The sequence below is a fragment of the Algoriphagus sediminis genome (genome assembly GCF_030403435.1).
GTDB lineage: Bacteria > Bacteroidota > Bacteroidia > Cytophagales > Cyclobacteriaceae > Algoriphagus > Algoriphagus sediminis.
Genome location: NZ_JAUEPH010000017.1, coordinates 1 through 1,831, shown reverse-complemented (window position 1 = coordinate 1,831; position 1,831 = coordinate 1). Strand labels below are relative to the sequence as shown.

At 49.8% G+C, this 1,831-nt stretch carries 1 protein-coding gene and 1 pseudogene; both read left to right on the top strand.

What is annotated here, in order from left to right; genetic code table 11:
• Positions 1-900 (top strand): PorP/SprF family type IX secretion system membrane protein (locus QVH07_RS17645; RefSeq protein ID WP_290003146.1); only part of this gene is annotated, 900 nt, incomplete at its 5' end.
• A gap of 2 nt (positions 901-902) precedes the next feature.
• A pseudogene (locus QVH07_RS17640) lies at positions 903-1,831 on the top strand (OmpA family protein); the annotation flags it as partial.

Genomic DNA, 1,831 nt, shown 5'->3' with positions numbered 1-1,831 from the left:
CAGTTGCCTCAGTTCAGCCAATACATTTTTAACGGTTTGCATGTGAATCCGGGGTATGCTGGATATAAGGGAGAGCCTTATTTGCAGAGTACGTACCGGAGTCAGTGGATCAATTTTCCGGGAGCTCCGGAGACGTTCACGTTCACGGCGGACTTGGCAGCCAACGAGGGTACGATGGGCTTTGGTTTCTCGATAATGAGTGACAATCTGGGGCCAGCGCGTACGACGGGAGGCTTGCTGACCTATGCGTACCGGATCCAGACAGGCAAGAACAGCTGGTTGGGCTTGGGTGTGAGTGCCGGCGTGAGTGAATATGCGATCGATGGGGATTTGTTGGATCCGAATGATTTTCCGGATTCAGAGATTCCAGAAGGTACGATCAACTTATTTACCCCGAACCTGAATTCCGGTTTATTCTTTCATACCGATAAGTTCTATGCGGGCTTCAGTGTGTATAACATGATCGGCAAGCGGGCGCTGGAGCGAGAAGACGTGGCGCTGGCCTATCATGACTTCCACTACTATCTGACGGCCGGTTACCTGTTTGATTTGGGTGAGGCGGTGAAGTTCAAGCCGAGCTTTTTGATCAAGGAAGTGAAGGGAGCGCCTACGAATTACGACATCAACGCGATGTTCCTGTTCTACGAGCGGATCTGGGTAGGAGGCTCTTACCGGAGCAACATGAAGATCTGGAATGACAATTTGCAGGAGAACTTGAGTAACCGGAACGCAGTGGCGGCGGTGATCGAGATTTTCCCCACGGACCGATTGAGAATCGGATATGCGTATGACCATAACCTGAACGTGTTGCAGGATTACCGCAACAACTCGCATGAGTTTTCGATCGGGTTCTACATGACACCAAGGAAAGCAGTAATGAGAAATCAAAGATGGTTCTAAAGATGAAAAGACTAGTAAAGATATTAAGCGCATCTGCCATCGTGTTGTTGTTTTCGGTGGCAGAAACGACGGCTCAGAAAGGGAAGCTTCGTTATGCGGAGTCGTTGAAGTCAGAGCTGAACTATAAGACAGCGATCAAGGTGTACGAAGAGGCGTATGCGAAGAAGCCGAAGATGAGTACGGCGCAGGCGATCGCAGAGACCTATGACGAGATCAGGGACTATGATAACAGCTACAAGTGGTGGGAGACCGCGGTAGGGTATGAAGAAGCCGGACAAGAACAATGGCTGGGCTATCTGAAGGCAGCTCGATTGACCGGTAATCTGGAAGATGCGGAGAGTGCGTTGTCTTCCAGGTTCCCGAATGACAGTCTTCCGAGTGTTTCGCCGTTTCCTGAAATCAAGAGCAAAGGCAATGTAAAGCCGGAGAATGTGGAAGCGCTGAACAGTACAGAATCAGACTTTGGTCTGGTGATGGATGCAGATGGGAACAAGTATTTTGTCTCTGACCGGGGAGGAAGCTATGTGGATGAGATGCCAAGCATCCGAATCGACGGAAGGAACAAGTACTTCAGCGAAGAGAAGCAGGATTATACCGGGAGAGAATATTTTAGTGTATACAAGGAAGACGAAGAGGGCAACATCACCGAGGTGATCTCGAATGTACCGAGTGCGCTTAACTTCTCGGACCCGAGTTTTGCCAAGGAAGAAGGGGTGTTGTTTTACTCGGTGACCCGGGACATCAAGAAGGCAAAGAAAGACAGAGACATTGAGATATTCCCTGAGATCTATTATAGCATGGTAGCCGAAGATGGTTCGCTGTCGGGCTTTAGCCCGGTACCGTTCAATGATTCGATCGGCTATGCGGTGATGCATCCGTTTGTAGACGAAGAGGCAAAGCGTCTGTACTTCACGACGAATATGGATCCGGC